Raw genomic sequence first — 24001 nt, forward strand, 5'->3', positions numbered from 1 at the left:
GGGTGGCCGTACGGGGGTGCTAGCGCTCCGCGGCGGGGGCGGTCTCCCGCACACCGAGCAGGACGGTGTCGCGGCCGTCCTCCTCCGAGAGCTGGACCTTGACCGTCTCGCGCAGCGACGTGGGGAGGTTCTTGCCGACGTAGTCGGCGCGGATGGGCAGCTCGCGGTGGCCGCGGTCGACCAGGACGGCGAGCTGCACGGCCCGGGGCCGGCCGAGGTCGCCGAGGGCGTCGAGCGCGGCGCGGATGGTGCGGCCGGAGAAGAGCACGTCGTCGACGAGGACGACGAGGCGACCGTCGATGCCGTCACCGGGGATCTCGGTGCGGGCCAGCGCACGGGCGGGCTTCAGCCGCAGGTCGTCGCGGTACATGGTGATGTCGAGGGAGCCGACCGGGATCTTGCGGCCGGTGATGCCTTCGAGTTTCTCGGCGAGCCGGCGGGCCAGATACACACCGCGGGTCGGGATGCCGAGGAGAACCACGTCGTCGGCGCCCTTGGCGCGCTCGACGATCTCATGGGCGATACGGGTCAGTACCCGCGCGATGTCGGGGCCTTCGAGAACGGGCCTGGCGCCATCGGAACTGCTGGAAGCGTCCATAGGAAACGGACCTCCTTCTCCGCCTCACGGGACGGACCTTAAAGGACGTCGGAATTGCGCGCTCAACGTTACCAGGGCTTGATGGATGAACCGATCCGGGTCCACCGGCCGCCGGCCGGAACCGGTCCGGACCCATTCGGCTTGACTCATCCAAGTAACGCTGCGTAACCTCACAGTGAGTTACCAGCCACGCGGCGGAGCCGCCCGTCGTCACTGCGTCCGGGGAGCTATATGTCCAGCGAATACGCAAAACAGCTCGGGGCCAAGCTCCGCGCCATCCGCACCCAGCAGGGGCTGTCCCTCCACGGCGTCGAGGAGAAGTCCCAGGGCCGCTGGAAGGCCGTTGTCGTGGGTTCCTACGAGCGCGGCGACCGTGCCGTCACGGTGCAGCGTCTCGCCGAGCTGGCGGACTTCTACGGCGTCCCGGTGCAGGAACTGCTGCCCGGCACCACGCCCGGCGGTGCCGCCGAGCCGCCGCCGAAGCTCGTCCTGGACCTGGAGCGGCTGGCGCACGTCCCCCAGGAGAAGGCCGGCCCCCTCCAGCGGTACGCGGCGACGATCCAGTCGCAGCGCGGCGACTACAACGGCAAGGTGCTGTCGATCCGCCAGGACGACCTGCGGACCCTGGCCGTGATCTACGACCAGTCGCCCTCGGTCCTGACCGAGCAGCTCATCAGCTGGGGTGTACTGGACGCGGACGCGCGCCGTGCGGTGGCGCACGAGGAGAGCTGATCCCCGGCTCTGCCTGCACTTTTGAAAAAACGTCACGCCGGAGGGCGGGGCCGGATTCCACCGGCCCCGCCCTCCGGCGTTCCCGCCCCCGGCATTCCCCGGCTCCGCTCCCCCGTCGGCCCGCCGGCGCGGGCCGAGAGCGAGCACTCCCGCATCCTCCCGCCCGACCCGCCGGAAAAACACCAGGCCCGGGGCGGAAGACTCTCGTCTTCCGCCCCGGGCCTGGTGAAACCGGCCGGGACGCGGATCAGTCGCGGCGCAGACTCGGCTTGAGGTCCTTGAAACGGCCCAGCAGGCCGTTCACGAAGGCCGGCGACTCGTCCGTGGAGAACTCCTTGGCGAGCTGCACCGCCTCGTCGATCACCACCGCGTCGGGGGTCTCGTCCTTCCAGACCAGCTCGTACGCGCCGAGCCGGAGGATGTTCCGGTCCACGACCGGCATACGGTCGAGGGTCCAGCCGACGGCGTAGGTGGCGATGAGCTCGTCGATGCGGTCCGCGTGCTCCGCGTACCCCTCGACGAGGTCCATCGTGTACTCGGCGACCGGCGGCTGCCTGTCGTCGGTACGGGCGTGCCGGACCCAGTCCGCGAGGACCGTGTGCACGGTCGCCCCGCGCTGGTCGGCCTCGAAGAGGATCTGGAAGGCGCGCTTGCGGGCCTTGTTACGGGCAGCCACGGTTAGCTGTTCACCCGGCCGAGGTAGTCGCCCGAGCGGGTGTCGACCTTGATCTTCTCACCAGTGGTGATGAAGAGCGGGACCTGGATCTCGTAGCCGGTCTCCAGGGTGGCGGGCTTGGAGCCACCGGTGGAACGGTCGCCCTGCACGCCGGGCTCGGTGTGCTGGACGGTCAGCTCGACGGCGGCCGGGAGCTCCACGTAGAGCACCTCGCCCTCGTGCTGCGCGACGCTGGCGGTGAAGCCCTCGATGAGGAAGTTCGCGGCGTCGCCGACCTGCTTGCGGTCGACCATCAGCTGGTCATAGGTCTGCATGTCCATGAAGACGAAGTACTCGCCGTCCATGTAAGAGAACTGCATGTCGCGGCGGTCGACGGTGGCCGTCTCGACCTTCACGCCGGCGTTGAAGGTCTTGTCGACGACCTTGCCGGAGAGCACGTTCTTGAGCTTGGTGCGCACGAAGGCCGGGCCCTTGCCGGGCTTGACGTGCTGGAACTCGACGACGGACCAGAGCTGGCCTCCGTCGAGCTTGAGCACCATGCCGTTCTTGAGGTCGTTCGTGGAAGCCACGGTTGCGGAATCTCCTGGACTGACGCTGGGTGGACGACCAAGTCTTTCGCACCGCGGCTCGCTACAGCGCGAGCAGCTCCTTGGTCGTGATGGTGAGTAGCTCGGGTCCGCCGTCCGCCTCCTGGCGCACGACGAGCGTGTCATCGATCCGGACCCCGCCCCGGCCCGGGAGGTGGACCCCCGGTTCGACGGTGACCGGCACACAAGCGTCCAGTTTACCCATGGCCGCAGGGGCGAGCTGCGGGTCCTCGTCGATTTCGAGCCCGACACCGTGCCCGGTACGGGGTGGGAGCTCCTCCCCGTGGCCCGCGACCTCCAGGATCTGCCGTGCCGCGTGGTCGACGTCGCGGTAGGCGGTACCGGGGAGCAGAGCCTCCCGGCCGGCCCGCTGAGCGGCGAAGACGAGCTCGTAGAGCTCGATCTGCCAGTCGGCCGGGGTCGTGCCGATCACGAAGGTCCGGCCGATCTCGCAACGATAGCCGCGGTAATTCGCACCGAGGCAGACGGTGAGGAAATCGCCCTCCTCCACGCGCCGGTCACTCGGACGGTGTCCTGTTCGTCCCGAGTTCGGGCCCGTGGCGACAGAGGTCGCGAACGCGGGGCCGTCGGCGCCGTGGTCGACCAGACGGCGCTCCAGCTCGAGGGCGAGATGCCGCTCGGTGCGGCCCACGAGGATGGACTCGAGCAGCTCACCGAGGGCCTGGTCGGTGATCTCCGCCGCGATGCGCAGGCAGGCGATCTCGTCCTCGTCCTTGACGATCCGCTGCTGCTCGACGGCGAGCCCGAGATCGGCGAAGCGCAGCCGGGGCGCGACCGATCCGAGCGCACGGTGCCGGGCGACCGTCAGATGGTGCTCCTCGACGGCCAGCGACTCGACGCCCTCCGTACGCGCCAGCTCGGCGGCGGCGACCGCCGCGTCACCGGCGGACGTCTGCATCACGACGAGCCGCAGCCCCTCGTCCGGCCGGCCGTCGGCGGGGTCGCCGGTCGGCGTGCGGGGACAGACGAGCACGTCGTCGGCGGGCCCGAGGAGCAGCACGGCGCCTGGCGGAGCCCCACCGGCGAGATAGCGGACGTTCGCGGGCCGGGAGATCAGGGCCGCCGCGCTGCCGGTCGCGGCGCATCGATCGCGCAGTCGGCCACGACGGACCCCATACACCTCAGACATTCTTCGAGCGTACGAGCGTGGGGGGCCGCGGGCCCGGTGACGCGGCCGAGGGGGTCCGCGCGGCGGAACCCGTTCCCCTTGGCCTGCCGGCCGCGGGGAATCCCCACTTCCCCGAACCGGGCTCCGCCCGGCCCCGGGTACCGCGCTCCGCGCGGCACTTCGGGGCTGCGCCCCCGTACCCCCGCGCCTCACACGCCGGCGAGGCTCGAAATGCCCCGTTCGGCGGAGGCCGGAGCCGCGGTGCGAACGGTCTCAGCCGCCGCGGGCGAGGCTGGACCCGTCGGCCGGGCCGGATGCCGCGCAGCGGCGTTTCCGGCCCGGCGTCGATCGAGGGCACGGCCGACGGCCGTACGGGGTCCGGGCCAAGACCGGTTCGGGAAGGGGCGGGGTGGGGAGCAGGCCCGCCGCAGGCGTAGCCCCGCCCGCCTACCAGCTCGGAGGGCTCGCGATCGCTCGCGCCAGCACGTCGTCGAGGACGCGCGCCGTCGTCTCCACGTCGTACTTCGAGTTGTCGATGATCGGCAGGCCCGATCCGTACCAGCCGGCCATCCGCCCGTGGATCCCGGCGACCTCCTCGTCCGACAGGCGCCGGTTACCGCTGCGTTCCGCGTTGCGTTCGAGGACGATCTCGAGGCCCGGCAGGAGCACCACGGGCAGCAGGCCGGGGCCGACGTGGCGCTTCCAGCCGCCGAGGCCGACGGCGGGGCGGTCGGGGAAGACCGCGTCGTCGAGGATGCAGGAGATGCCGTTCGCCAGGAAGTTACGGGCGGCGAAGCCGCAGGTGCGGCGGGCGAGGCGGTACTGGGCCTCGGAGTTGTCGTTCCAGCCGGACTGGGGGTCGGCGAAGCCGGAGCACACCCATTCCCGGACGTCGTCGAGGCTGATGTGCGCCGTCGGCACCCGGCGGTGGTTGGCCCAGTGGCGCGCCACCGTGGTCTTGCCCGCGCCGGCCGGGCCGATCAGGAGCACGGCGAGCATGGCGGTGCCGGTGCCGCTGTCCGCCGGGGGCGGGGCGGGTATGGGGACCAGCCCGCCGGGCGGGAGCTGGATGTGGCCCGTCGTCTCACGGGAGGGCTGCGGCGGGGCGCCGTGCGGTGCCGGGCCTGGCCGGCCGGGAGGCGCCACGGGGCCCGCAGGGGAGCTCTGCGGGGGTGGTGGCGGAGGCCCGGTGGGCGCCGCGGGCGGCGGCGGTGGCGGCCCCGCGGGAAGCCCTGGGCCGGGGCCCGGGTGCTGAGCACCGTGTATCCATCCGGTCGGTCCCTGCCCCGGTCCGTGGGGCGGCGGCAGCGGAGCCCCCACTGCGTGCTGCATCCGGTGCCACTCCGTCTCGTACGACTGACGTTCTGTCGGACGGCCGACGGCCGCCGTGCTACCGAACGGTACCCTCCCGGTGCCGCTCGGATGTGCGACCGGGCCCGGCCGCCGTAGCGACAACGGTCCAAGGCGGCTCGAAGTGCCCTGCTCCCCGCGCGGCGCGTCAGCCGTCGAGTTCCTCCGCCAGCGCGCGCAGCGCGAGCCGGTAGGAGCCGATGCCGAAGCCGGCCACCGTGCCGCTGGCGACCGCGGCCACCACAGAGGTGTGGCGGAACGCCTCGCGCGTGTACGGGTTGGAGATGTGCACCTCGATGAGCGGGGCCGTGCGCTGTGCGGCGGCGTCGCGCATCCCGTACGAGTAGTGCGTGAAGGCACCGGGGTTGAGAACGACCGGAATTGAACCGTCCGCGGCCTCGTGCAGCCAGCGGATCATCTCGCCCTCGTCGTTCGTCTCGCGCACGTCGACGTCGAAGCCGAGCTCCTTGCCGAGGGCCTGGCAGGTGTCCACCAGACCGGCGTAGGAGGTCGCGCCGTAGACGTCCGGCTCGCGGGAGCCGAGGCGGCCGAGGTTGGGGCCGTTGAGCACGAGCACCCGGCGGGTCATGCGGAGACCTCGCCGTAGGCGGCGAGCAGGACGGCAGGGTCGGGGCCTTCGAGCACGGTCGGCTTGCCCAGGCCGTCGAGGACGATGAAGCGCAGCATGTTGCCGCGGGACTTCTTGTCGACCTTCATGGTCTCCAGCAGCTTGGGCCACTGGTCACCGCGGTAGGTCAGCGGGAGTCCGACGGACTCGAGGACCGTGCGGTGCCGGTCGGCGGTGGCGTCGTCCAGCCGTCCGGCGAGGCGGCCGAGTTCGGCAGCGAAGACCATGCCGACGGAGACGGCCGCGCCGTGCCGCCACTTGTAGCGCTCGTTCTTCTCGATGGCGTGCGCGAGGGTGTGCCCGTAGTTCAGGATCTCGCGGAGTCCGGACTCCTTGAGGTCGCTGGAGACGACGTCGGCCTTGACCTGGATGGAGCGCACGATCAGCTCGGCCGTGTGCGGACCGGCAGGCGTGCGGGCGCCCTGCGGGTCGGCCTCGACGAGGTCGAGGATGACCGGGTCGGCGATGAAGCCGGCCTTGATGATCTCCGCCATGCCGCTGACGTAGTCGTTGACCGGCAGCGAGTCCAGGGCCGCCAGGTCGCACAGCACACCGGCCGGCGGGTGGAACGCGCCGACGAGGTTCTTGCCCTCAGCGGTGTTGATGCCGGTCTTGCCGCCCACGGCCGCGTCGACCATGGCGAGCACGGTGGTGGGCACGGCGATCCAGCGCACGCCGCGCAGCCAGGTCGCCGCGACGAACCCGGCGAGGTCGGTCGTGGCGCCGCCGCCGACGCCGACGATGACGTCGGTGCGGGTGAAACCGGTCTGGCCGAGCGCCTTCCAGCAGTAGGCCGCGACCTCGGCGGTCTTGGCCTCCTCCGCGTTCGGCACCTGGATCGCGACGGCCTCGTAGCCCTGGTCGGCGAGGTCCGCGCGCAGCGCCTCACCGGTCTCCGCGAGCGCCTCGGGGTGGAGCACCGCCACCCGCTGGGCCCTGGTTCCGATCAGGCCCGGCAGTTCGCCGAGCAGCTGCCGGCCGACCAGCACCTCGTACGGGTCCGTACCGGCCGTTCCGCCGACCTGGATACGGGTCACTGCCTGGTCAGTCATGCGTCCTTCAGCTCCAGTGCGTCGAGGACCGCCTGTGCGACCTCTTCGGGGGTGCGGTCGTCGGTGGCCACGACGACGCGGGCCACTTCGTTGTAGAGAGGCCGGCGGGCGTCCATCAGTTCGCGCCACTGCCGGCGGGGGTTGACGGCGAGCAGCGGGCGGGCCGTGTTGAGCCCGACGCGCTTCACCGCCTCCTCCACGTCCATCGACAGGTAGGCGACGGGCAGCCCGGTGAGCAGGCCGCGGGTCCCCTCGTCGAGGATCGCGCCGCCCCCGAGGGCGAGCACGCCCGTGTGCTCCGCGAGGGCGGACCGGACGGCCGCGCGCTCGAGGTCACGGAAGTGGTCCTCGCCGTCCTCGACGAAGATGTCGGAGATCTCGCGGCCCTCGGCGGCGACGATGTCCGCGTCGGTGTCCCGGAAGGCCACGCCGAGCCGGCCGGCGAGGAGCTCGCCGACCGTGGACTTGCCCGAGCCCATCGGCCCGACGAGGACGATCAGCGGGGCGCTCATCGGATGTGGAGGTTGTCGAGGTACGAGCGGACGTTGCGGCGGGTCTCCGTGACGCTGTCGCCGCCGAACTTCTCCGCGACGGCGTCGGCGAGGACCAGCGCCACCATCGCCTCGGCGACGATGCCGGCGGCGGGCACCGCGCAGACGTCGGAGCGCTGGTGGTGGGCGGCCGCGGGCTCGCCGGTCTCGACGTCGATGGTCCGCAGGGCGCGCGGCACGGTCGCGATCGGCTTCATCGCGGCGCGGACGCGCAGCAGCTCACCGGTGGACATGCCGCCTTCGGTGCCGCCGGACCGGCCGGACGTGCGGCGGATGCCCTCGTCGGTGGACACGATCTCGTCGTGCGCCTTGGAGCCGGGCACGCGGGCCAGCTCGAAGCCGTCGCCGACCTCGACGCCCTTGATGGCCTGGATGCCCATGAGGGCGGCGGCGAGACGCGCGTCGAGCCTGCGGTCCCAGTGGACGTGCGAGCCGAGGCCGACCGGCACGTTGTACGCGAGGACCTCCACGACGCCGCCGAGGGTGTCGCCGTCCTTGTGGGCCTGGTCGATCTCGGCGACCATCGCCTTGCTCGCGTCGGCGTCCAGGCAGCGGACCGGGTCGGCGTCCAGGCGCTCCTCGTCGGCGGGGACGGGAACGACACCGTACGGGGCCTTGGCCGCGGCCAGCTCGACCACGTGGGAGACGATCTCGATGCCCGTCGTCTCCTTCAGGTACGAGCGGGCCACAGCGCCGAGGGCGACCCGGGCCGCGGTCTCACGGGCGCTCGCGCGCTCCAGGATCGGACGGGCCTCGTCGAGCGCGTACTTCTGCATACCGGCGAGGTCGGCGTGACCGGGCCGGGGCCGTGTCAGGGGGGCGTTACGGGCCAGCTGGGCGAGCTCGTCGGGGTCGACGGGGTCGGCCGCCATGACCTTCTCCCACTTCGGCCACTCGGTGTTGCCGACCATGACCGCCACCGGCGAGCCCATGGTCAGCCCGTGGCGCACGCCGCCGATGAAGGTGACCTCGTCGCGTTCGAACTTCATCCGGGCACCGCGACCGTAACCGAGGCGCCGCCTCGCAAGGTGGTCCGCCACCATGTCGGTGGTGATCGGCACACCGGCGGGAAGACCCTCCAGCGTCGCCACCAGTGCGGGTCCGTGCGACTCGCCCGCGGTCAGCCAACGCAACCTGCTCAACGGTGCTCCTCATGCTCGCGCGTGGAACTGCGACGGCGCGGCCTGGGGAAACCTCCCGGCAGCGGCCGGGGAGGCGCGGCCCTGGCCCGCCTCCCTCGATCCTCCCACGTCCGCGCCCCGCGCCCGGCCACCGGTCCACCTGGCGGACGCCCGTGGACAGTCGGTCCCGAGCCGGTCAGTCGCCGTCGCGGCGCTGCTGGGGCGCGTACGCTCCCAGGAAGTCGGCGCCGCTGGACTGCTGCGGAGCCTGCTGTACCTGCCCCGCAGGCGCATACGGGCCGAGGAAGTCGGCGCCGCCGGGTTGCTGCGGAGCCTGCTGGGCAGGGGCGTACGGACCGAGGAAGTCCGCGCCGCTGCCCTGGCTGCCGGGCGCCACGGGCACCGGCTGCGGGCTGCGCGCGGCACGGCGCCGGGCGATCTTCTTGCGGATCGAGGACGCCCAGCCGAGGACGACCAGCAGGACGATCAGGCACAGAATCGGGATCTGCAGCCAGTCGGGCAGGAACGAGACGATGCCCTCGAAGATGTTCTTGGCGATCGACGCCTGCGGCTGACCCGTTTCCATGGCCGGACTCCCCCTGTGCTGTTGACGTGCCCCTGATCGAACGCGCCGATCCTAGCGGGCTCCGAGCGCGTGTTCGCCAGCGGTACGCATCTCCCGCAGCGGCGCGGGTGAGCGGCCCGTCATCTGCTCGACCTGGAACACCGCCTGGTGCACGAGGAGGTCGAGCCCGCCCACGATCCCGCCGCCGCTCTTCGACCAGGCCGCCGCCAGGGCCGTCGGCCACGGGTCGTACAGCACGTCGAAGAGGGTGCCGGACGCGGCAGGGACCGCGGCCGCGAGGGCGTCGGTGGTGCCGGCGGGCGTGGTGGCGATCACGAGCGGCGCGTGCAGTGCCTCGGCCGCGTCCGACCAGTCGGCGGTACGGACGTCGACGCCCAGTCGCTCGCCCCAGCCGCGCATCTCCGCGGCCCGCGCCTCACTGCGCACATACGCCGTCACCCGGCCGGTGCAGACACGGGCCAGGGCTGCGACCGCGGAGGAGGCGGTGGCCCCGGCGCCGAGGATCGCGGCGGAGTCCACCTCCTCGACACCTCGCTCGCGCAACGCCGCAACCATGCCGGGGATGTCGGTGTTGTCGCCGACCCGGCGGCCGTCGTCGGTGAAGACGACGGTGTTGACGGCCTCGACGGAGGCAGCCGTGTCACTGATCTCGTCGAGAAGCGGGATGATCGCCCGCTTGAGCGGCATCGTCAGCGACAGACCGGCCCACGACGTGTCGAGCTCCGCGACGAATCCCGGCAGCGCCGCCTCGTCGACCTCGAACCGGTCGTAGGACCAGTCGTCGAGGCCGAGTTCGGTGTAGGCGGCTCGGTGCAGCACCGGCGACAGCGAGTGCGCGATGGGCGAGCCGAGGACCGCCGCGCGGTGACGGGAGGGGGCGGGTGACGGCGCCATCAGTTGCCCCGCGAGTCGTTGAACTTGTCCACCAGCTTCTGGTGCTCGGCGAGTGTCTTCGCGAACTCGGTCTTGTTCATGCCGTCCGTCGCCACGAAGTACAGCCAGCCGTCGTCCGTCGGGTTGAGGGCCGCCGTCAGGGCCTCGTTGCCGGGGTTGCTGATGGGCCCCGGAGTCAGTCCCCTCTGGGTGTACGTGTTGTACGGGTCCTGGTTGCTGTTGATCTCGTCCTCAGAGATGTCGATCTTGCTCTGACCCTTGAGGTAGTTGAACGCGGAGTCGAACTGGAGCAGCTGGTTCGTCTCGGTGTTCTCGGGCTTGAGACGGTTGTAGATGACCTCGGACATCTTGCGGAAGTCGTCGTGCGTCTTGCCCTCGACCTGGACCAGGCTGGCGAGCGTGAGCAGCTCCCACGGGTTCTCGAGGCCGAGGCCCTTGGCCTTGGACTCCAGGCCCGCCTTCTCGTACTCCTGGTTGGCGCGGGTGACCATCTTCTTGAGGATCGCCTCCGGCTTGTCGCCCTGCGAGACCGGGTAGGCGGCCGGGAAGAGGAAGCCCTCGAGCGGATCCTTGACGTCCTCGTGGTTCTTCGCCCAGTCGGGCAGCCCGAGGCTGTCCGCCTTGGCCTCCGCGACCGACTCCGTCGTTCCCGGCTTGAGCTTGAGCTTCTTGTCGATCGACGTGTAGACCGCGGCGTTGCGGGTGCCCTCGGGGATCGTCAGGTTGTTGCGGCTGGCGGGGTTGAGCATCGACTCGACCGCGCTCTCGGCCGACTGCTCCTTCTTCAGGAGGTAGACACCGTCCTGGATGGTGCCGCCCTTGGGGTTCTTCGTCTGGGCGGCGACGAACGCCTCGACGCTCTTGACGACCCCGCGCTCCTTGAGGATGCCGCCGATCTCGTAACCGCCGGCGCCCTTGGGGATGGTCACCTCGACCGTTTCCGAGACACCCGTGCCGGAGAAGTCGGGAGCCTCGCCGAACTGGCCCTGCAAGAACTGGTATCCGAAGTATCCGACGGCGCCGAGGCCGCCCGCGAGGACAACCGCGACCACCAGGCAGGCCAGGCCGTTGCGGCCGCCCTTCTTCTTGGTCTTCGACTTCCCGCGGCGGTCGCGGCCGCCACCGTCGCCGCCGCCACGCGCTTCCTCGTCGTGGCCGTCGTCCTCGTCACGGCTTTCGTCGCCGGTGAAGAAGGGGTGGGTCTCCTCCTTCGCGGCTTCGGCGTCCCAGTCGGTGTCCGGCTCCGGCTCGGCGCGACGCCGGGCAGGCGGCTGCGGCGGCGGGTAGGCGTCGGGCGTGCCGTAGTAGTCGGCTTCCTGGCGGGTGGTGTACCCGGCGGGCTCGCCGCCGTAGGTGGCCGACGGGTCGGTGCCGTACGGCACCGAGGAGTGCTGACCGGTGTCCCAGCCGCCGCCGTCGTAGGGCTGTTGCTGCTGGTTCTGGGACTGCTGCTGGTACGGGTCCTGGTACTGCTGCTGACCGCCCTGCTGGTACGGGTCGTGGTACTGGCCCTGCCCCGTGTCGTAACGGCTCTGCCCCGTGTCGTACTGGCCCTGCCCGGTCTCGTACTGACCCTGCCCCGTGTCGTGCCGGCCCTGGGCGTACTGGTCCTGCCCATACTGGTACTGCTGGCCCTGCTGGTACTGGTCCTGCGGGTACTGCTGCTGCGGTTCGCCGGCGTACGGAGCATGACCGGCCGCGGGCTGCTGTCCTCCCCACCCCTGATCCCCGTACAAAGGGTCCTCAGGGTGCCACGGTTCGGAGCCGGGGCCCCGGCCATACTCAGTCATCGATCCCCTAGGGCCGCGAGACGGCGCGGAACGTTCCGCCTCTTTTCTGTGCGGCGGCTGTTCGAACACCGCCGCATCGCGCGGAACGTTACCGTATCGCGATCAGACAATCGGTTCGACGCCCTCACCCGGGGCATTGCCTGACGCTCGTTCGGACTCCAGAGCGTTCTGAAGGATCACCACAGCGGCAGCCTGGTCGATGACGGACCTGCCCTTTTTGGACTTCACGCCCGAAGCGCGCAGCCCCTGAGTGGCCGTCACTGTGGTCATCCTCTCGTCGACCAACCGGACGGGCACCGGCTTGACGCCCTGGGCGAGCGTCTGTGCGAAGCTCCGGATCTTCTTGGCCGCGGGCCCTTCCCGTCCGCTGAGGGAACGGGGCAGGCCGACCACGACCTCGATGGGCTCGTACTCCTCCACCAGTTGGCGCAGCCGCCGGTGGGCGGCCGGGACGTCACGTCCCGGCACGGTCTCCACCGGCGTGGCGAGGAGCCCGTCGGGGTCGCACGAGGCGACCCCGATCCGGGCGTCCCCGACGTCGATCGCGAGGCGACGTCCGCGGCGCATCTGCGGCCTGTCCTCGGTCACGCGGTCTCGGCGACGAGGCGCTCGACGGCGGCCACGGCGTCGCCGATGGCGTCCGGGTTCTGGCCGCCGCCCTGGGCGACGTCCGGCTTGCCGCCTCCGCCGCCGCCCAGCGTCTTGGCGGCCGTGCGGACCAGATCGCCGGCCTTGAGGCCGCGCTCGCGGGCGGCCTCGTTGGTGGCGATGACCGTGAGCGGACGGCCGTTGGCCGTCGTGAAGACAGCCACGACGGCCGGGCGGTCACCCGGAATGCGGCCGCGCACGTCGAGGACCAGCTTGCGCAGGTCGTCGGCGGACGTGCCGTCCGGGACGGTGCCCGTCACCAGGGCGACGCCGCGGACGTCCTTGGCGCCCTCGGCGAGCCCGGCGGCGGCGCCGAGCACCTTCTCCGCGCGGAACTTCTCGATCTCCTTCTCGGCGTCCTTCAGCTTGCCGAGCATGGCGGCGATCTTCTCCGGCAGCTCCTCGGAGCGGCCCTTGACCAGCTCCTGGAGCTGGGCGACGACCGTGTGCTCCTTGGCGAGGAAGTTGTACGCGTCGACGCCGACGAGGGCCTCGACCCGGCGCACGCCGGAGCCGATGGAGGACTCGCCGAGCAGCTTCACCAGACCCAGCTGGGCGGTGTTGTGGACGTGCGTGCCACCGCACAGTTCCTTGGAGAAGTCACCGATGGTCACGACGCGGACCCGCTCGCCGTACTTCTCGCCGAACTCGGCGATGGCGCCCTGCTTCTTGGCCTCGTCGATGCTCATGACCTCGGCGTGCACGTCGAGTTCACGGGCGAGGACCTCGTTGATCTTCTGCTCGACGTCGGTGAGAACCGTGCCGGGGACGGCGTTCGGCGAGCCGAAGTCGAAGCGGAAGCGGCCCGGGGAGTTCTCCGAGCCGGCCTGGGCGGCCGTCGGGCCGAGGGCGTCGCGCAGGGCCTGGTGGGTCAGGTGGGTGGCGCTGTGGGCGCGGGCGATGGCCCGGCGGCGGCGTACGTCGATGACGGCGTAGGCGGAGGCGCCGACGGTGACCTCACCGACCTGGACGACACCCTTGTGGACGCTGACGCCCGGGACCGGCTGCTGCACGTCGCGGACCTGGATGACGGCACCCGAGTGCAGCTTGATCCGGCCCTGGTCGGCGAGCTGGCCGCCGCCCTCGGCGTAGAACGGCGTGCGGTCGAGGACGACCTCGACCTCGTCGCCCTCGGAGGCCGCCGGGGAGGAGACGCCGTCGACGAGCAGGCCGACGACGGTGGACTCGCCCTCGGTGGACGTGTAGCCGGTGAACTCGGTGTTGCCCGAGGTGTCGGCGATCTCGCGGTAGGCGGTGAGGTTGGCGTGACCGGTCTTCTTGGCCTTGGCGTCGGCCTTGGCCCGGTCCCGCTGCTCCTTCATCAAGCGGCGGAAGCCGTCCTCGTCCACGGACAGGCCCTGCTCGGCGGCCATCTCGAGGGTGAGGTCGATCGGGAAGCCCCAGGTGTCGTGGAGCAGGAAGGCCTTGTCGCCGGGCAGGACGGTGCCGCCCTTGGCCTTGGTCTCCGTGACGGCGGTGTCGAGGATGTTGGTGCCGCCCTTGAGGGCCTTGAGGAACGCGGCCTCCTCGGCGAGGGCGACGGTCTCGATCCGCTTGCGGTCGGTGATCAGCTCCGGGTACTGCTGCCCCATCGTGTCGACCACGACGTCGACGAGTTCCTTGACGACCGGGCCGGTGGCACCCATCAGGCGCATGTTGCGGATGGCGCGGCGCATGATGCGGCGCAGCACGTAGCCGCGACCCTCGTTGCCCGGGGTGACGCCGTCACCGATGAGCATCGTGGAGGTGCGGATGTGGTCGGCGACCACACGCAGGGAGACGTCGGTGTCGTGCTTGTCGCCGTAGCGCACACCGGTGAGCTCGGTGGCCTTGTCCATGACGACGCGCAGGGTGTCGGTCTCGTACATGTTCTGCACGCCCTGCAGGATCATCGCGAGGCGCTCGAGGCCGAGACCGGTGTCGATGTTCTTGCTCGGCAGGTCACCGAGGATCGGGAAGTCCTCCTTGCCCTCGCCGGCGCCGCGCTCGTACTGCATGAAGACCAGGTTCCAGATCTCCACGTAGCGCTCGTCGTTGACGGCGGGGCCGCCCTCCTCGCCGAACTCCGGACCGCGGTCGTAGTTGATCTCGGAGCAGGGTCCGCAGGGGCCGGGGACGCCCATCGACCAGAAGTTGGGGCCCATGCCGAGGCGCTGGATGCGCTCGGCGGGTACGCCGATCACGTCGCGCCAGATCTGCTCGGCCTCGTCGTCGTCCTGGTAGACCGTGATCCAGAGCTTCTCCGGCTCGAGGCCGTAACCACCCTTGTCCTGGGGGCCGGTGAGCAGCTCCCAGGCGAACTTGATGGCGCCTTCCTTGAAGTAGTCGCCGAAGGAGAAGTTGCCGCACATCTGGAAGAACGTGCCGTGCCGGGTGGTCTTGCCGACCTCTTCGATGTCCGGCGTGCGCACGCACTTCTGCACGCTGGTCACGCGCGGGGCGGGCGGCTTGACCTCACCGAGGAAGTACGGCTTGAAGGGGACCATGCCCGCGGGGACGAGGAGCAGAGTCGGGTCGTCCGCGATGAGCGACGCCGAAGGCACGACGGTGTGCCCGCGCTCCTCGAAGAAGCTCAGCCAGCGGCGGCGGATTTCAGCCGACTCCATCAGTGGTCCTCATTCCGGTTGTACGAATGCTCGCCGTGCGGCTCTTCGCCGTGCGGCTGCTCGGTGTTCGAGTGCTTGCGGTGCGACTTCCCGCCCGGCTCCCCGCCGTGCAGGTACGTGATCTGCGCGGGCTTCCCCCGCCCGACCGCCGCCCGCCCCCGCTGGGCCGGCAGCTCGCCGTCGACGGGGGCGTGCAGCCCCAGTACCTCGGCGAGTTCGCCCTCGCGCTGCACCATTCCGGCGCGGACGTCGAGCGCGAAGTCCTTGAGCTTGTGGCCCGCGTCGACGGCCTTGTTCGCCGCCTGGGCGGCGAGGCTCTCCGGGGTGAGTTGCTTGAGCTTGCGGTTGACCTTGGTGGTGGCCCAAACGCCGGCTGCTGCGCCGGCGGTGAACCAGAACGTGCGGCGGAACATGGTGTTTCAGCCCTTCCGGTTCCTGCGCCGGGCGGCCGGCACGGTGCGGCCGACGATCACCGAACGGCGCGACGGCGCGGCGGGCTTGTCGTCGCCCTTGCGGCTCATGGCACGGCGGACGCCGTAGCCGAAGGCGGCCACCTTGACGAGCGGGCCGCCGAACGTGGAGGCGACCGTCGTGGAGAGCGCGGAGGCGTTGGAGGTGACCTCCTGGACGTCGGTCGCGATGGCGTCCACCCGCTCGAGCTGGGTCTGCGCGGAGCGCACGGTCGCGGAGGCGTCGGCCAGCAGGGGCACCGCCTGTTCGGTCACGTCCGCCACGAGTTTGGTGGTCGCCTTGAGCGTCTGGGCCAGCCTCACGAGCACCACGGCGAGGAAGGAGACCAAGATCGCCCAGAAGACGGCCACCAGAATCCCGGCAACCTCTCCACCGGTCACTGCGCACCGCTCTCTGCATCGTCTTCGGGTGTACGGGAAATCGTCCTCCGAGCCTATCGCGCCCTCGGCGGCGGCCCGTACCGCATTACCGGCGCGCTCCAGGCGGGTTCTCCGAGCCGATTGTACGCAGTGCTTACGCGTGAGTACGCTGCGTGTCCTATGCGACGTCGCCACAGCAGTCTTCCCGCGGAACTGAACCGTTTCGTGGGTCGCAACGACGAGTTGACCGCGCTCATCGGCGCCCTCGACAGCTCCCGTCTGATCACCGTCGTCGGACCGGGCGGCGTCGGCAAGTCCCGCCTGGCGGTGCACGCCGCGGCGGCCGTGCAGAATCGGTACGCCGACGGGGTGCGCCTGTGCGAGCTGTCCCTGTTACGGGACCCCGATCTGCTGGCCCACTCCTTGGCGGAGACGCTCGGCGTCACCGACCACACCACCAGACCGCCCCGCGAGGTCGTGACCGACGAACTCGCGGGCAGCAGCCTGCTGCTCGTCGTGGACGGCTTCGAGCAGATCGTCGACGAGTGCGCCGAGCTCGTAAGAGAAGTACTGCGCCGCGCTCCTGGAGTACAGGTCCTCGCGGTGGGCCGCAGACCGCTGCGGATCGACGGGGAGCAGATCTTCGAGCTGGCCTCGATGACCGAGGAGGACGCCATGGCGCTCTTCGAGGCCCGGGCCGCGGCCGTGCTGCCGCACCACCGTGCCACCGACGCCGAGCGGCCCGCGGTCCTCGAAGTGTGCCGCCGCCTCGAGCACCTCCCGCTGGCGCTGGAACTGGCCGCCGGACGCCTGCCGGCGCTCTCCCTGGACCAGCTGCTGCACCGGCTCGACGACCGCTTCGCCCTGCTCACCGGCGGCTGCCGGGGGGCCCTGCCGCGTCATCGCACCCTGCGCACCGCCGTCGGCTGGAGCCATGAGCTGTGCTCATCGGAGGAACGGCTGCTGTGGGCCCGGCTGTCGGTCTTCGCCGGACAGTTCGACCTGGACGCCGTGGAGTACATCTGCACCGGCCCGGACCTGCCCGCCGACAGCGTCCTCGACGTGCTCGGCGAGCTGGTCGCCCAGTCCGTGGTCTGCCGCGAGGAGACGCCGGCCGGCCTGCGTTACCGCCTGCTGGACACGGTCCGTGAGTACGGGGCGCAGTGGCTTCGCGCGATCGGCGACGCGGATCGGCTGCGCAGACGGCACCGCGACTGGTACATGGGGCTCGCCACCTGGTGCGAACTGGAGTGGTTCAGTCCCCGCCAGGCGGAGGTGGCGGCCTGCGCCGACAGCGCGCTCCCCAATCTGCGGGCAGCGCTCGAACTCTGCCTGGAACAACCGGAGGACGCCCACCTGGGCCGGCACCTGGCGGGGACCCTCTGGTTCTACTGGGTCGGCTGCGGCCGGCTCGCCGAGGGCCGGCACTGGCTCGACCGGTGCCTCGCCCACGACTCGGGGCACGAGGAGACACGCCTCAAGGCGCTGTGGGTGCTCGGTCACGTGGCGATCCTGCAGGGCGACCCGGCTGCCGCGGCGGCCGCGCTGCACGAGTGCGCCGAGCGGGCCGACCGGACGGAGGACCGGCTCGCCGCCGCCTACGCGACGCACCGCAAGGGCTGCCTTGCCCTGCTCTCCGACGAGATGCCGCGCGCCGAGGGGCTGCTGCGCTCGGCACTCGCCTCGTACGAGGAGCTGGGCGAGCTCAACAGCAACGTCCTGATGGGCCGGGTCGAACTGGCGATGACGCTGGTCTTCCAGGACCGGCTGGACGCGGCGGTCGCCCTGTGCGAGGCCGTCAAGGAGGTCTGCGAGGACCACGGCGAGCAGTGGGCCCGCGCGTACGCGCTCTACGTGCTGGCCTACGCGGCCTGGGAGTCGGACAAGTACGACCAGGCGCGGAAGCTGCTGAACGAGTGCGTCGCCATCGACCACCGGTTCAACGACCTCGTGGGCCTGGTCCTGGCCCTCGAGCTGCTGGCCCTGGTGACGGCGAGCGAGGGGGACCCGGCGGAGGCTGCGGTCCTTCAGGGCGCGGCGGCCACGCTCTGGGGTTCGGTGGGCCCTTCCCTGTTCGGCTCCAGCTACTTCGGCGCGCCGCGTGCCCTGTCCGAGGAGCGGGCGAGAGGGCTGCTGGGTGACGAGCGGTTCGAGGAGTACGTACGCGACGGTCGCGGACTGTCCCTCGACGCGGCGGTGCAGCGTGCTCTCGCGGCGCCCGGGGGCTCGCGGTCGGCCCTGGTGGGGACACAGCGGGTACGGCCCCGGGAAACGCGGGAGCCCGCCGGCTCCCCCACCGGGAACGGTGGGGAAGCGGCGGGCTGAAGCGCTGCGAGCGGCCACCTCCCCCGGCTACTGCCGGGAGGGGCCGCCAGGATCAGCGGGCGTAGTACTCGACGACGAGCTGCTCGTCGCAGATGACCGGAACTTCCTTGCGCTGCGGGTCACGGTCCAGGCGGAACGCCAGGGCCTTGAGGTTGACCTGCAGGTAGCGCGGGGTCTCACCGTCGGCGGCGAAGCCACCCTCGCGGGCGACCTGGAAGAGGGTCTTCTCGCGGGAGCGCTCGCGGACCATCACGACGTCGTCGGGACGGACGCGGAAGGACGGCTTGTCGACCTTGCCGCCGTTGACCTCGATGTGGCCGTGGACGACCATCTGACGGGCCTGGTAGATGGTGCGGGCGATGCCCGAACGCAGGACCAGGGCGTCGAGGCGGCGCTCGAGCTCGACGACCAGCGCCTCGCCGGTCTTGCCCTCGGCCTTACGCGCGCGGTCGTAGGCGCGGGCCATCTGCTTCTCGCTGATGTCGTACTGCGCACGCAGGCGCTGCTTCTCGAGCAGACGGACCTTGTAGTCCGAGTTCTGCTTGCGGCCACGGCCGTGCTCGCCCGGCGGGTAGGGGCGGGCTTCGAAGTACTTGACAGCCTTCGGCGTCAGCGCAATACCGAGCGCACGCGACTTCTTGACCTTGGGACGCGACTGGTTAGGCACGTTCTCCAGACCTCCGTTGTAGGTTAGGTTAGGCTCACCTTACTCAAGGAGATCGCATGTCTCGCCCTGGGAACACCAAGCGCATCACGGACAGCACAAACAACGCCGATGCCTCTTCGGGCATCGAGGTGACGGAGGTCCGATCAGCTCATGGTCAGCCGCGTCCCAGCGGGCTTGAAATCACTCGGATGCCGTCAGCAGCCGAGCGCACACGAACTCTCGTACAGAGTACATGCTCAGCGGTACTGCTCGTCCCCGGTCTGGAGGGCGCCCGGCCGGAGCAGTTGAGCCCCCACGCCAGGGCGGTCGGCACCGACGGCGAGATCTTCCTGCTGTTCGCCGCCGACTCGCCCGCCGTGCGGGCCGCGACCCACGCACAGGACGACGAGCTGTCGGCGGTGCTGGAGCTCACCGACGTCGCGCCGGTCGCCGTGCGCGATCGTATCCGGGGCCGTGCCTGGGTCTCCGGCTGGCTGACCAGCGTCCCCGGCCTCGCGGCCGAGCCCGGGTACATGATGCTGCGTCTCGAGGTCGGCGAGGCGAGCGTCGACGACCTGTGGGGCGCCGCCCGTGTGGAACCCGAGGAGTTCACGCACGCGGCCGTCGACCCGCTCGTCTCCCACGAGACCGAACTGCTCCAGCATCTGCACTCCGCGCACAGCGACCAGGTGCAGGCGCTGGGCTCACTGCTCGGCGAGCGGGAAGGGACGGCCGCCGAGGAAGGACTGCGAGCGGTACCGCTGGCGCTGGACCGGTTCGGGCTACGGGTGCGGTTCACCGGCGAGCGCTGCTTCGACGCCCGCTTCGACTTCCCCTCACCCGTGGGGGACGTCACGGAGCTGCGCCGCGCGATGCACACCCTCTTCGAGGCGGCGTCACACTGACGCCGCTCAGTCCTCCTCGCCGCGCAGGCGCGCGCGCACCTTCTCCACCACGTCCGCGTACCGCGCCTCCGCGCCGTAGCGCGTCGGTTCGTAGTAACGCTTGCCGTGGACGGCGTCCGGTGCGTACTGCTGGGCCGCGATTCCGCCGGGGACGTCGTGCGGATAGACGTAGCCCTGGGCGTGGCCCAGCTTCGCGGCCCCCTTGTAGTGGCCGTCGCGCAGATGACGCGGGACCGGGCCGGCCAGGCCGCCTCGCACGTCCTGCTGGGCCGCGGAGATCGCCGTCGTCGCGGCGTTGGACTTGGGGGCGAGCGCGAGGGCGATCGTGGCATGGCTGAGGGTCAGCGCCGCCTCGGGGAAACCGATCATGGCGACGGCCTGGGCCGCCGCCACCGCCGTCGGCAGAGCGGTCGGATCGGCCAGACCGATGTCCTCGCTCGCCGAGATCATCAGCCGCCGGGCGATGAACCGCGGATCCTCCCCCGCCTCGATCATCCGCGCCAGATAGTGCAGCGCCGCGTCCACGTCGGAACCGCGGATCGACTTGATGAGCGCGCTGGCGACGTCGTAGTGCTGGTCGCCGTCGCGGTCGTACTTCACCGCCGCCCGGTCGACCGTCTCCTCCACGGTCACCAGACTGATCCCGTCCTCGCCCTTGTCGAGGGCCGCACCGGCCGCGGCCTCCAGGGCCGTCAGCGCCCGGCGGGCGTCGCCACCCGCGATACGCAGCAGATGCGCCTCCGCGTCCTCGGGGAGCGACACCGCGCCGCCGAGCCCCCGCTCCTCGGTGAGCGCCCGGCGGAGCAGGCCGCGCACGTCGTCGTCGGTCAGCGGCTCAAGGGTGAGCAGCAGCGAACGGGAGAGCAGCGGGGAGATCACCGAGAAGTACGGATTCTCGGTGGTGGCGGCGATCAGCGTGACCCAGCGGTTCTCGACCGCGGGCAGCAGCGAGTCCTGCTGGGCCTTGGAGAAGCGGTGGATCTCGTCGAGGAAGAGGACGGTCTCCTTGCCGAAGCCGCCCGCGGCGCGCTTGGCGCCCTCGATGACGGCCCGGACCTCCTTGACGCCCGCGGTGATCGCGGAGAGCTCGACGAAGCGCTTGTTCGTCGCCTTGGAGACCACGTAGGCCAGCGTGGTCTTGCCCGTGCCGGGCGGGCCCCAGAGGATCACGGACGAGACGCCGGCCGGCCCTCCCCCGCCGCCTTCGCCGACCAGGCGACGCAGCGGTGAACCGGGCTTGAGCAGATGCCGCTGGCCGACGACCTCGTCGAGGGTGCGCGGGCGCATCCGGACCGCCAGTGGACTGCTGGTCGGGTCCTTCTCCTGGCGTTCTTCGGCTGCGGCGGTAAAGAGGTCGGGCTCCACGCTGTGAAGCCTATGTCAGCCCACCGACAGCGCCGGCTCCGGTCAGGAGGTCCAGAAGTCCCACCAGCGGGTCAGGATCAGCATGCCGATCACACCGGTGTGCAGGACGGGCAGCACCCAGGTGAACTCGTCGAGGAAACCGCGCAGCCAGGCCGGCGCGGGCAGCAGTCCGTGGCGGACGTTGTGCGAGGTCACGTACCAGAACATGAAGATCGTGGCGACCCAGGCCAGGCAGCACCACAGGCACAGCGCGTTGATCTCGTACAGCGACTGCTGCATCAGCCACGTGCAGAAGCCGACGCCGAAGAGGGTGCCCGCGTTGAAGGTGAGCCAGTACCAGCGGCGGAACCGGGCGCCGGCGAGCAGGCTCATGCCGACGCAGACCACGATGCCGTAGGTCACCAGTCCCAGCATCGGGTTGGGGAAGCCGAAGGCCGCGGCCTGGTCGCTCTCCATGACGCTGCCGCAGGAGACCACCGGGTTGAGGCTGCACCCCGGGGTGAAGGTGGTGCCGGCGATCTTCGCCTCGAGGATCTTGAACTTGTCGATCGTGATGACCCACGCGGCCAGCACACCGGCGGCGCCGGTGACGACGAGCAGCCAGGCGAAGGCCCTGCCCGAGCCGACCCTGCGCCCACCGGGTGCGTCCTCGTCGGTGGACACGTCTTTGGCCGCTGCACTCGTCATTTCGCCGTTCCATCGCTCCGGGGCTGCTGGGCACGGCCATTCTGCCGCACCGCTACGGATCTTCTCCGTTCGATCCGGATAAGGAAGATCCGGATCGAACGGCCCGCCGGTCCGGTAACAGCGCGAAGGCCCGGGGCAGTTGTCCGCCCCGGGCCCCCGCGACCACCGTTGCCGGCCGGACCGCGCGGCGTCTCAGCCGAGCAGGGCGCGCAGCCGGGTGAGAACCTCGGCGACCGGCACCGGCTCCTGCTCGCCCGACTCCATGTCCTTGAGCTGGACCACGCCGTCGGCGAGATCACGCTCGCCGGCCACGAGCGCGTACCTCGCACCGCTGCGGTTGGCGTTCTTCATGGCGCCCTTGAGGCCCTTCCCGCCGTACGAGAAGTCGGCCGCGACGCCCGCCTTGCGCAGCTCGGTCACGACGCCGAACAGGACGCGCCTGGCCTCGTCGCCCAACGGCACCGCGTACACGCTGGTGGCGGCCGGGATGTCGAGCTCGACGCCCTCCGCCTCCAGTGCCAGGACCGTGCGGTCCACGCCGAGCGCCCAGCCGACGGACGGCAGCGCGGGGCCGCCGATCATCTCGGACAGGCCGTCGTAGCGGCCGCCGCCGCCCACCGCGGACTGCGAGCCGAGACCGTCGTGGACGAACTCGAAGGTCGTGCGCGTGTAGTAGTCGAGGCCCCGGACCAGCTTCTCGTCGTCCTCGAAGGCGACGCCCGCCGCGGTCAGCAGCTCACGCACCTGCTCGTGGTACGCCTTGCACGCGTCGCACAGGTAGTCGCGCAGCATGGGCGCGCCGGTCAGCTGCTTCTGCACCGCGTCACGCTTGTCGTCGAGGACCCGCAGCGGGTTGATCTCGATACGGCGGCGGGTGTCCTCGTCGAGGTCGAGGTCGCGCAGGAAGTTCTGCAGCGCCTCGCGGTAGACGGGGCGGCACTCCTTGTCGCCGAGCGAGTTGAGCAGGATGCGGAAGTTGCGCAGACCGAGCGAGCGGTACGCCTGGTCGGCCAGGATGATCAGCTCGGCGTCCAGCGCCGGGTCCTCGGTGCCGATCGCCTCGGCGCCGACCTGGGAGAAGTGCCGGTAGCGGCCGGCCTGCGGGCGCTCGTAGCGGTAGTACGAGCCCGAGTACCAGAGCTTGACCGGCAGGTTGCCGGCCTTGTGGAGGTTGGCCTCCAGCGCCGCGCGCAGCACCGACGCCGTGCCCTCGGGCCGCAGGGCCAGCTTGTCACCGCCCTTGGTCTCGAAGGCGTACATCTCCTTGGTCACGATGTCGGTGGACTCACCGACGCCTCGCGCGAACAGCTCGACGTTCTCGAAGCCGGGCGTCTCGATGTAGCCGTAGCCCGAGTTCTTCAGCGGAGTGGAGATCGCGTCGCGCACCGCCAGATACGTCGCGGACCGCGGCGGGATCAGGTCGTACGTGCCCTTGGGGGCCTGGAAGGTATTCACCTGTGAAGTCTCGTCACATTCCTCGTCGGGGAGCGGGCCGACCGCTCCCGTGGCCGGCGGCCACCTCACGCAGATACGGATTGGTGGCGCGCTCGCGGCCGATGGTCGTCTGGGGGCCGTGGCCGGACAGCACCACGGTCGAGTCGTCGAGGGGCAGGCACACCCGTGCCAGCGACTCGAGCATCTCGTCCATGTCGCCGCCGGGCAGGTCCGTGCGTCCGATGGAGCCGGCGAACAGCAGGTCGCCCGAGAAGAAGACGGACGGGACGTCCGCCGACTCGGGCATCTTGAAGGTCACCGACCCCTTGGTATGGCCGGGCGCGTGCGAGACGGAGAAATCGAGGCCCGCCAGGCTGAGCGCGGCGCCGTCGGTGAGCTCCTTGACGTCGTCGGGCTCCCCGACGGTGAGCTCGCCCATGAGCGGCATCCCGATGGAGCGGCCGAGCGCCTTCTCCGGGTCGCTCATCATGTAGCGGTCCTCGGGGTGGATCCAGGCCGGGACGTCATGGGCGCCGCACACAGGCACGACGGAGGCGACGTGGTCGATGTGCCCATGGGTGAGGACGACGGCGACGGGCTTGAGCCGATGCTTCTTCAGCGCTTCCTCGACACCCTCGGTGGCCTGGTGGCCCGGGTCGATGATCACGCACTCCTCGCCTGCGGCGGGGGCGACCAGATAGCAGTTGGTCCCCCAGGCCCCGGCGGGGAACCCGGCAATAAGCACGATCGTCCTCAGTTCGGTCGTCGTCGGTCGGCTGCTGCGTCCTTTGCAGTGGATTGCAGCAGATCAGAGCCTACCGGCGCTGCTCATCACACAGCCAACCCGTATACGGTACGGGC

24 protein-coding genes are annotated in these 24001 nt (G+C 70.9%); 3 read left to right on the forward strand and 21 right to left on the reverse strand.

Going from position 1 to position 24001, the window contains the following annotated elements; translation table 11 throughout:
• Positions 1-19 precede the first annotated feature (19 nt).
• The gene (pyrR, locus tag ACIPJI_RS35105; protein WP_356621247.1) at positions 20-598 is read right to left on the reverse strand and encodes a bifunctional pyr operon transcriptional regulator/uracil phosphoribosyltransferase PyrR; all 579 of its coding nucleotides are present in this window, start codon (positions 596-598) and stop codon (positions 20-22) included.
• Positions 599-829: 231 nt separating this feature from the next.
• On the opposite strand from pyrR, the gene bldD reads away from it, so the two are divergent.
• Positions 830-1330: a transcriptional regulator BldD gene (bldD, locus tag ACIPJI_RS35110; protein ID WP_005319862.1), complete on the forward strand. Its 501-nt coding sequence runs from the start codon at positions 830-832 to the stop codon at positions 1328-1330.
• 247 nt (positions 1331-1577) lie between these two features.
• Here the strand turns inward: bldD and nusB are convergent, their stop codons facing one another.
• The 15 genes from nusB to ACIPJI_RS35185 form a co-directional block, all read right to left on the reverse strand.
• The gene (nusB, locus tag ACIPJI_RS35115) at positions 1578-2006 is read right to left on the reverse strand and encodes a transcription antitermination factor NusB (protein ID WP_307705390.1); all 429 of its coding nucleotides are present in this window, start codon (positions 2004-2006) and stop codon (positions 1578-1580) included.
• 2 nt (positions 2007-2008) lie between these two features.
• Complete coding sequence (efp, locus tag ACIPJI_RS35120) at positions 2009-2575, reverse strand: elongation factor P (RefSeq protein WP_005319856.1); 567 nt, start codon at positions 2573-2575, stop codon at positions 2009-2011.
• A gap of 61 nt (positions 2576-2636) precedes the next feature.
• A complete protein-coding gene (locus ACIPJI_RS35125; protein WP_356621246.1) occupies positions 2637-3743 on the reverse strand; it encodes an aminopeptidase P family protein in 1107 nt (368 codons plus the stop codon).
• 426 nt (positions 3744-4169) lie between these two features.
• Positions 4170-5054, reverse strand: a complete 885-nt coding sequence (locus ACIPJI_RS35130; RefSeq protein ID WP_356621245.1) for a Pro-rich N-terminal domain-containing protein — start codon at positions 5052-5054, stop codon at positions 4170-4172.
• A gap of 166 nt (positions 5055-5220) precedes the next feature.
• Positions 5221-5661, reverse strand: coding sequence for a type II 3-dehydroquinate dehydratase (locus ACIPJI_RS35135; protein WP_307705393.1), 441 nt, complete (start codon positions 5659-5661; stop codon positions 5221-5223).
• A complete protein-coding gene (gene aroB, locus ACIPJI_RS35140) occupies positions 5658-6752 on the reverse strand; it encodes a 3-dehydroquinate synthase (protein ID WP_402250993.1) in 1095 nt (364 codons plus the stop codon). Before aroB ends, ACIPJI_RS35135 begins: the two co-directional genes overlap by 4 nt.
• Positions 6749-7264, reverse strand: coding sequence for a shikimate kinase (locus ACIPJI_RS35145; protein ID WP_402250994.1), 516 nt, complete (start codon positions 7262-7264; stop codon positions 6749-6751). Before ACIPJI_RS35145 ends, aroB begins: the two co-directional genes overlap by 4 nt.
• On the reverse strand, positions 7261-8445 hold the full coding sequence (aroC, locus tag ACIPJI_RS35150; RefSeq protein ID WP_307705396.1) for a chorismate synthase: 1185 nt from the start codon (positions 8443-8445) through the stop codon (positions 7261-7263). Before aroC ends, ACIPJI_RS35145 begins: the two co-directional genes overlap by 4 nt.
• 175 nt (positions 8446-8620) lie before the next feature.
• A complete protein-coding gene (locus ACIPJI_RS35155) occupies positions 8621-9010 on the reverse strand; it encodes a hypothetical protein (RefSeq protein ID WP_356621243.1) in 390 nt (129 codons plus the stop codon).
• Between the two features lie 51 nt (positions 9011-9061).
• Entirely contained in the window at positions 9062-9904 is an 843-nt protein-coding gene (locus ACIPJI_RS35160; protein ID WP_402250996.1) for a shikimate dehydrogenase, read from the reverse strand.
• On the reverse strand, positions 9904-11694 hold the full coding sequence (mltG, locus tag ACIPJI_RS35165; protein WP_402250998.1) for an endolytic transglycosylase MltG: 1791 nt from the start codon (positions 11692-11694) through the stop codon (positions 9904-9906). Before mltG ends, ACIPJI_RS35160 begins: the two co-directional genes overlap by 1 nt.
• A 102-nt stretch (positions 11695-11796) precedes the next feature.
• Entirely contained in the window at positions 11797-12261 is a 465-nt protein-coding gene (ruvX, locus tag ACIPJI_RS35170; RefSeq protein ID WP_053557810.1) for a Holliday junction resolvase RuvX, read from the reverse strand.
• A gap of 17 nt (positions 12262-12278) precedes the next feature.
• Positions 12279-14948, reverse strand: coding sequence for an alanine--tRNA ligase (gene alaS / locus ACIPJI_RS35175; protein ID WP_402251001.1), 2670 nt, complete (start codon positions 14946-14948; stop codon positions 12279-12281).
• Entirely contained in the window at positions 14948-15361 is a 414-nt protein-coding gene (locus tag ACIPJI_RS35180) for a DUF6167 family protein (RefSeq protein ID WP_356621239.1), read from the reverse strand. Before ACIPJI_RS35180 ends, alaS begins: the two co-directional genes overlap by 1 nt.
• Before the next feature lie 6 nt (positions 15362-15367).
• Positions 15368-15799, reverse strand: coding sequence for a DUF948 domain-containing protein (locus tag ACIPJI_RS35185; RefSeq protein WP_307705402.1), 432 nt, complete (start codon positions 15797-15799; stop codon positions 15368-15370).
• Positions 15800-15958: 159 nt separating this feature from the next.
• Here ACIPJI_RS35185 and ACIPJI_RS35190 point away from each other — a divergent pair, with 159 nt between their 5' ends.
• Positions 15959-18103, forward strand: coding sequence for a tetratricopeptide repeat protein (locus tag ACIPJI_RS35190; RefSeq protein WP_356621238.1), 2145 nt, complete (start codon positions 15959-15961; stop codon positions 18101-18103).
• Positions 18104-18155: 52 nt separating this feature from the next.
• Here ACIPJI_RS35190 and rpsD read toward each other — a convergent pair whose 3' ends face one another.
• A complete protein-coding gene (gene rpsD / locus ACIPJI_RS35195) occupies positions 18156-18770 on the reverse strand; it encodes a 30S ribosomal protein S4 (RefSeq protein ID WP_005319815.1) in 615 nt (204 codons plus the stop codon).
• Positions 18771-18958: 188 nt separating this feature from the next.
• Here rpsD and ACIPJI_RS35200 point away from each other — a divergent pair, with 188 nt between their 5' ends.
• Positions 18959-19654, forward strand: coding sequence for a DUF2470 domain-containing protein (locus ACIPJI_RS35200; protein ID WP_307705404.1), 696 nt, complete (start codon positions 18959-18961; stop codon positions 19652-19654).
• Positions 19655-19660: 6 nt separating this feature from the next.
• Here ACIPJI_RS35200 and ACIPJI_RS35205 read toward each other — a convergent pair whose 3' ends face one another.
• The 4 genes from ACIPJI_RS35205 to ACIPJI_RS35220 form a co-directional block, all read right to left on the reverse strand.
• Positions 19661-21019 carry a replication-associated recombination protein A gene (locus ACIPJI_RS35205; protein ID WP_307705405.1) on the reverse strand — a complete coding sequence of 453 codons (1359 nt, stop codon included), beginning with the start codon at positions 21017-21019 and terminating at the stop codon, positions 19661-19663.
• Positions 21020-21061: 42 nt separating this feature from the next.
• On the reverse strand, positions 21062-21706 hold the full coding sequence (locus ACIPJI_RS35210; protein WP_307705406.1) for a vitamin K epoxide reductase family protein: 645 nt from the start codon (positions 21704-21706) through the stop codon (positions 21062-21064).
• Between the two features lie 192 nt (positions 21707-21898).
• Positions 21899-23161 (reverse strand): histidine--tRNA ligase, encoded by a 1263-nt coding sequence (hisS, locus tag ACIPJI_RS35215; RefSeq protein ID WP_356621237.1) that lies wholly within the window; start codon positions 23159-23161, stop codon positions 21899-21901.
• 13 nt (positions 23162-23174) lie between these two features.
• Positions 23175-23885, reverse strand: a complete 711-nt coding sequence (locus tag ACIPJI_RS35220) for an MBL fold metallo-hydrolase (protein WP_189473601.1) — start codon at positions 23883-23885, stop codon at positions 23175-23177.
• Positions 23886-24001: the final 116 nt, after the last annotated feature.

The sequence above is a fragment of the Streptomyces sp. NPDC086835 genome, from assembly GCF_044745705.1.
Taxonomy (GTDB): Bacteria; Actinomycetota; Actinomycetes; order Streptomycetales; family Streptomycetaceae; genus Streptomyces.